General features: G+C 46.3%; 5 protein-coding genes and 1 pseudogene. 1 reads left to right on the top strand and 5 read right to left on the bottom strand.

Annotated elements, in window-relative coordinates; translation table 11 throughout:
• Positions 1 to 183: 183 nt before the first annotated feature.
• On the top strand, positions 184 to 537 hold the full coding sequence (locus tag QL223_RS25735; RefSeq protein ID WP_002542766.1) for a hypothetical protein: 354 nt from the start codon (positions 184 to 186) through the stop codon (positions 535 to 537).
• Between the two features lie 6 nt (positions 538 to 543).
• Here the strand turns inward: QL223_RS25735 and QL223_RS25730 are convergent, their stop codons facing one another.
• From QL223_RS25730 to QL223_RS25710, 5 genes and pseudogenes are all read right to left on the bottom strand, one after another.
• On the bottom strand, positions 544 to 843 hold the full coding sequence (locus QL223_RS25730; protein ID WP_281546345.1) for a hypothetical protein: 300 nt from the start codon (positions 841 to 843) through the stop codon (positions 544 to 546).
• 12 nt (positions 844 to 855) lie between these two features.
• Positions 856 to 1,854, bottom strand: a complete 999-nt coding sequence (locus QL223_RS25725; protein WP_281546344.1) for a hypothetical protein — start codon at positions 1,852 to 1,854, stop codon at positions 856 to 858.
• Positions 1,847 to 5,317 (bottom strand): LysM peptidoglycan-binding domain-containing protein, encoded by a 3,471-nt coding sequence (locus tag QL223_RS25720; RefSeq protein ID WP_281546343.1) that lies wholly within the window; start codon positions 5,315 to 5,317, stop codon positions 1,847 to 1,849. The genes QL223_RS25725 and QL223_RS25720 overlap by 8 nt, the downstream gene beginning before the upstream one ends.
• On the bottom strand, positions 5,314 to 5,850 hold the full coding sequence (locus QL223_RS25715) for a DUF4123 domain-containing protein (protein ID WP_281546342.1): 537 nt from the start codon (positions 5,848 to 5,850) through the stop codon (positions 5,314 to 5,316). The genes QL223_RS25720 and QL223_RS25715 overlap by 4 nt, the downstream gene beginning before the upstream one ends.
• Positions 5,843 to 6,415: pseudogene (locus QL223_RS25710) on the bottom strand (type VI secretion system tip protein VgrG); the annotation flags it as partial. The gene QL223_RS25715 and the pseudogene QL223_RS25710, both read right to left, overlap by 8 nt.

Below are 6,415 nucleotides of genomic sequence, written 5' to 3'. Positions count from 1 at the left end.
CTAATCATGGAAAGAGGAGAGCAAGGTATTGCTTGTGGTTTGGGCGAAAAGTTGCTCAGCGAGCAAGATTTGGCCGAAAGATCAGAGGGAAACTCATGGACGAAAACTCGCAGGAGTCAGACAACATTCAAGCGACTGCATTGATAGCATCGAGAAAACAGCAGTTTCGATAAGAGCATAAAAATGAAAGAAGTCGAGTTTTCGGTTGGCGCAGTCACCTTTACCTATTCGCTTAGCGAAGAGCAGCAACGATTTCTGAGGTTGGCAGAGGAAACGAAGATCAACCTCAATGACTGGCCGGACTTTTCCGAGAAACTGACAGACACGATTCAAGATGCGATCCCTGATGAGTTGAAATTACCTTCACAAAAGCAACTCGATTATGTTCGCACTATCGCTAGCGACCTGAACCTGGCACTACCGAAACACTATGAGGATAGTGCGCTGACATGCCTGTCATTTATTGCCGATCACAAACCAGCACACGATCGTGTACTGGCGGTGTTTAATGGGGTTAAGGGGAAGTTGTTGGGGTGAGTAGGATTAAGAGTTTTTAGCGCGTACAACTAAAATCAGACTAAGTGACCAGATTAAAGTCACCCCACACAGATAGAATACGGGCGCAAACACGCTGAAATCTTTCGGTGGTTGCACAATCAGTAGGGTGATGATCGACAATACTGTGCACAATATTGTCATTTTAAGCGGAGCCGTTTTCCCTTTCTTTTCCAGCGTATTGAGTTTTGAACGCCATAACAGCCATGCAGGGATAGAGGCTACGCCGACAACAAGAAGAAACCCCAAGGTGTAAAGGCTTTCGCTCAGTAATGTATCGATACCCATGTTCAAGTGCCTTTAATAAACAAACAGTTCAATGGTGGTTTCATCTAAAAAGAGGTTGGGGGTTAAGGTCTCGGCATAGGCTTCTGCCTCTTTACGCAGTTCTTGCTGGCGCTCTTCACTGATGAGGTCCTTCGCCACCCACTCGCCATTTTCATCCTCGATAAATCCGCCATATTCATCTTTAAGAAACTCATACGTTGTGACTTCACATTCGTCTCTACCTTTATTCAGCACCTCATAAACCACCGAGTAGTAAAAGGCTTTTTCAAGGTTAAAGGGAAAACCCTCCATTCCTGTGTCATATGAAATGCAAAGCGAGCGAGCAGCGATAGGGAACCCCGTATCTAGGGATTTCAGCATCCAAGCTAACTCCTGACCTTTGATACTGGCGTGCTGGCTCTTTCCAATAGTAGCCATAAAGAGTGCATGACCTTTCTCGGCCGCTCTATGTATGTAGTCAAAATAGTATCGACTGCGATCTCCGAATTTCCTTATGTATTTGCGATAGGCTCCATAGGTATTTTGCTCCAGTCCCGTTTCCAGCAGTTCGTGATAACGGAATAAACGGTAAAACGGAATATACTCCCACCAAGGTTGACTGACTTTGGTGATGGCAAATTGGGCCTTGGCATTGCCCTGCTCTGCAAGGATTTCCCACCCGGCAAGGGCCTTGGCTTTCCATGATATATCACAAGGCCAGCCTAAATAGCGGCAAGGGTTGCCGTCTCTTGGAACTAACATGTACATGGCCCAGGGGTCGCCCATTTCAGCGGCCTGTAAAAAGGTATCACCGGCCTGAAATCGCTCGCCCGTTTCCCATTGGGTCACGCCCAGCCAAAAGGTGGCGTAAGCATCGCCCTTTTCAGATTGTGCCAGAAACAGACTACGCGCCTCATGAAACGCCCCTTCATTATATTTTGCGATGCCGCGGGCGGTACCGTCGTTGGCAGACGCCCAGGTAGCGACGGCGAATAGTGTGGTGAAGCACAGTGTTTTCAGGGGATTACACACGGCGGTATCCTTTCGCAACGGCATCTTTGATGGCTTGATGGTCTGATACAGGAATGGCGAGATAAACGTCCTCTTCCCGATGAGGACCTTTCAACATTGATTTTTTGAATAGTGGTGTCAGTTCCATTAATCGTGGAAGACGCTCATGGAATGCGTCCATTTGGCGATTTATTAGCACTTTATAAGAGTCTGGATAATAGGTTTCAGAAGAAAATTTATCCTTAGCAGCCAATTCAAAAAAGTGGCGTATTGACACAATATTCTCGGCATACCGCTCCCATTTCTTTTCCACCTTCACGTGCGGCTTTTTCATCCCGACCCGCTGCATGGCATTTTCGAATTTTCTTATTTGCTGAGTTGAAGGCTTCTTCTTTTCCCCTGCCCCTAACCATTGAAAAATACGATTAATGGCGGTTAACTGTGCCAGATTATTTCTCGCGGCTTTTTCGCCGCTGCCAATCCAGGGAAATTGATTGTAGTTATTGAGCACATCAAACAATTTTGCCAAGGTTTCGGCGGGCATGTTTCTTATCCATTTCTCGTTAAGGTCCAGGTTCTCTTTTGAGTTGAGAAACGCGGCGACGTAGTAGGCATTTTTCTTGTCAGACGCTTCTTTCTCAAGGTTACTGATAATATTGAATGGTAACAATAACACCTGTGAGAGTGTGAGGCCGAAAGCAGCTGCAACAGTTATCACAGTATTGAAGGCACCAAAGGCATCTTCTCCGTTTTCATCTTCCAGAAAGAATTCAAAGCGGTGGAAGTCCGATGATTCCATGATTTGAAGCACGGCCGCAAAAAAATCATCCGCAGCTAGGACGTTTAACTCGGTGGCAAATTTGCCACCCACCCCCAATCCTTTGGTCATGCTCATGTCTGTGACAAAGATAAATTTACCTTGGTGGAAGGTGCACTGGAATACCGCTTTGTAGCCTACGCCCAGTGTGGCGCGAACGCCTACACCGGTTTTAAACAGGTTGAGGCGTTTTTCCGTCTGTGGGGCAATCCAGTCAAACTGACAGCTTACTTTGCCTCCTACCTCTAAGCCTGCAAAGGCAGACGCTTCCATTCTTGCACCGGCTGCGATTGTGGTCGGCTCATTGTTTCGTGCAATCGTCGCGCTGTGGCTGCGTGACTCGTTAAAATCGGTGGTTTGGTCGTAGCTACCCCGAACACCGATTTCGCCATTGGCCATATTGCCGAAATGTACGTTGGAAGCAAGCTGCACACTGGCAGAAAGAAAACCATGCACTTGTGCTTGAAAACAAAGCTCTCCTTTGCCAAGGTTTTTACTCGTTGAGGTACGATTTTTTGTTCTATAGCGAATGTCCAATGGGAGCGGTATTTTATTCTCAAAGCCAAAGGCGGCATTGGCTAAGTCAAATCCCGCCTTTACTTCGCCGCTGAGTTGGACATGGTCTTTGCTGAGCGTATTTTTTTGATCGGTAAAAAGCTCTGCGCTTCTCACGAACCGCGCAAATTGCGCACCCGAATGGATCTTTGTATAGCCGGGTAACCCGAAAGCTTCATTGTTAATGACATTGCCGTGCCAGGGGAAAATGATTTTATTTGGGATATCCGCGAGTGTCGAATAGTGCGTGCCTTGATAACTCAGGTTGCCTATTGAGGTTTCTGAGGCAAATGTGTTTCCTGCGGCCCCGCCTCCTATGGCACCACTGGGAGGGTTCAAACTGAGCGGTTTAATGCATGAGGCAAGGTTATTTTCAAAGGCAGGGTGATTCGATTTCAGATAGAGCACTGTTTGCGGATCAGAAGATAATGCGCATTCCACGATAGAGAGGTTGTTGAGACCCGCTGCCGCAAAAATTTGATGCTCAAGGTTCTCTGGTTCCCAAGAATATTCATCCCAGAGCAGCGTGGGCTCAGCGTTACGTGCGCTTTGCAAGCCACCAAAATACGTCATGTCTTTGTTGATATACGCGTATGATGGAGAAGACTTCTGCGCTTTAGCTGGTGCTTTCAATGATAACTGGCGTTGTTGGAGTCGCAAGGCAAAGTCGAGCAGTTGGCGAACATGTCTGACATAGGCCTCATGTTTTCCGAGCCTCTCAGAAAAACTACGCAAACGCTTCCCGATCTCCCTAATCAGGAATAGGTGGAGGACATACATAGGGTAGTACCCTATTGCGTCTTTGAAACTCACGGCGTTGTCGAGTTTTTTGAGTTCCATTACGAACGCTTCGATGCTCGGATTGCGTTCTTCGATAGTTGCAATCAAGTCTTTGACCTTCTGTCGTCCACGAAACAGTTGGTCTTCGGTCAGAAACTGCTCTTTAATGACGGTATTCGTTTGATTGAGTTCGTGGACAGCCTGAAAAAAATCTCGGTGTTTGATTCCTTCAATCCCCAAATAACCTCTTACATTCCATTTTTTGCTGTGTGCTATTTCTATCTTTTCATGTGCTTTGTCACGCCAATACTTATAAAATTTATGAACAGTATCAATATCTGGAAGGGGACTGTTTTCTTTGATTGTTTGAGGCGAAAGATAATCGGAGATTTCCAACTTAACTCTCTGGGCAATGAGTTTTTTTAAACTCGCGTAAACCTCTGCATCGCAATCAGAGGAATAGTAACCTTTATCGGTGAATGCAAACGTGTGTTCACCCTCTTGCACTTTGGTCTTTCGCGCAATGCGGGTCGCTTTTTTCTCAAAGTTTTCAATCGCTTCCTCAAGTGCTTTAATTGCTCGCCTTTTCAGCTTCCGATACTGAGATACTCGTTCATCTTCGTATTGCTCTAGAGCTTGCTCGTAAGAGAGTGCGACAACTCCCCAGTATCCACCTGGCTCATAGATTGTTTCTTGCCCCTTAATCCGTTGTTTCTTTTCTTCAAAGCTGCCTTCTATCTTTCTAATCTCTTGAGAAATATCGCCAAGACCTATGTCGGGGTTGTCTGTGGGAAGCAGAATTACATCACCGCTTTGAGTCAACTGAAGGTGTTCCAACAGCGCGCGTTTGTAATGCGTTGCGCTCTCTGGGTTATCTATTTTTAAAAACATTTCATGCGCAACGGCGTTAAAAGGGTCAAGAATGCCCAGTCGGTTTAGCCCTTTGACAATGTCCTCTTTGCTCGCGCCGCTAAGCGCAGCTTTACATATATCAGCTTCTACTTTGACGCAATCTACCGCTTCCTGCGTCAATAAAAGGACTTGCTGTTTCTTATTGCCTGGATGCTCGGGAATGAATAAAGAGTCCACGAATTTTTGTGTTTTACAGGTTAACGCCGCGACGCTATCTTTCGCGAGTTGAGGCGTAGGCTCTCTTTTCTCAGTGCTTGTATCCGGCAAAGTGGGAACGGTCAGCGTGTTCCCATCATAGATTAAGTCAATATTTTTGATTTGCTGCGAATTGAGATTGAGCAGTGTTTCAATGGTCGTATTAAATCGAACAGCGAGCGCCGATAGCGTGTCTCCCGACTGAATCGTATAGCTTTTTGTCATTGGAACATGGCCTCTACAAGCGAGTTATCTAAGACTAAATCTTTATCTTCGAGCACAGTTTTGATACTGGGGGGCTCATAGCGTGTGAATGGCTGAGACTCAGCAACATTAAAACTGGTGAGAACAGCATCTGCTGCACCAAAAAAAATCTGCTTTTCATCATTGCCCATACGCGCCATTAACACTGACAAGGCGTTGGGTGAATAGAAACGTAAAAGGAACAGCCGCCCGTCTTGAGAGTTCACAGTGATGTGTTTTTGTAATGTTTGAGTGATGCTCTGTGGTGACATTGTGTTGCCAAACTCAAATACAACGGCACTGCTTGCCCAAAGAGAATTGTTTTGCCATAACGCCCATATCGCATCGTCTTGCGTGATAGAGATACAAACAGGACTGTTTTTCAGCTGAGATTGCCAAGGTGTGTTTTCGTACAAATAAAACCATTTCTTTTCATGTGACGTGGCAATCGCGATAGCGTCTGTGACACGAAGCGTATCAACAATCAAGACGTATTGAGGGATAAAATCAGGCATTGTCACACTCGCAATTTTGCTTGGTACATTGACCGTTTCCGCGCTTTTGGCAAATTTCCATCATGGGGATGTCTTTTTCTGCGATTAACGGAAGCAAACTGGTCATGGTGGCAGTTTGAGGGGCCAACAGTAGCTCGGCTGGCGCTTTCGGCGCTGTCACCCCACCCGGCAAAATCGGCATTGCCCCACCAAACCCTGAACCAGATCCTGCATTGCCACCCGAGTTGATGTTGATAACAGAACCCACGATATGAACGCCTGATGGATCTATCTTCACGAAGTTGCCTCCGACTTTGAGCGTAACTTCTGTATAAGCCTCCAGCACTGATTTATGACCACTCTTTAAGTGGATTTCGCTGCCTGCTTCGTTTAGTAAGGCGGCCCCCGCTTTAATATGTAGGGAACTGTCAGTGACGATAGTTTTGTCACTTTTAACGTGTGTCATGGTGTTGCCGTCGACCGTTAAATGATCGTCAGCTTTGATGTGTTGGAACCTTTCATTCTCGACATCCAGATGGAGGTCATGCTTGATGTTGTCCTTGCGGTCATTCTCGACCAGCAGGTT

Source organism: Grimontia sp. SpTr1 (genome assembly GCF_947387585.1).
GTDB classification, from domain to species: Bacteria; Pseudomonadota; Gammaproteobacteria; order Enterobacterales; family Vibrionaceae; genus Enterovibrio; species Enterovibrio indicus.
Note: the sequence above shows the minus strand (reverse complement) of the source record. Positions and strands in the feature narration are given on the sequence as shown.

Excerpts from the sequence above, each read along its gene's own strand:
- QL223_RS25735 (WP_002542766.1), top strand. The coding sequence starts at position 184 with ATGAAAGAAGTCGAGTTTTCGGTTGGCGCAGTCACCTTTACCTATTCG.
- QL223_RS25730 (WP_281546345.1), bottom strand. The coding sequence starts at position 843 with ATGGGTATCGATACATTACTGAGCGAAAGCCTTTACACCTTGGGGTTT.
- QL223_RS25720 (WP_281546343.1), bottom strand. The coding sequence starts at position 5,317 with ATGACAAAAAGCTATACGATTCAGTCGGGAGACACGCTATCGGCGCTC.
- QL223_RS25715 (WP_281546342.1), bottom strand. The coding sequence starts at position 5,850 with ATGCCTGATTTTATCCCTCAATACGTCTTGATTGTTGATACGCTTCGT.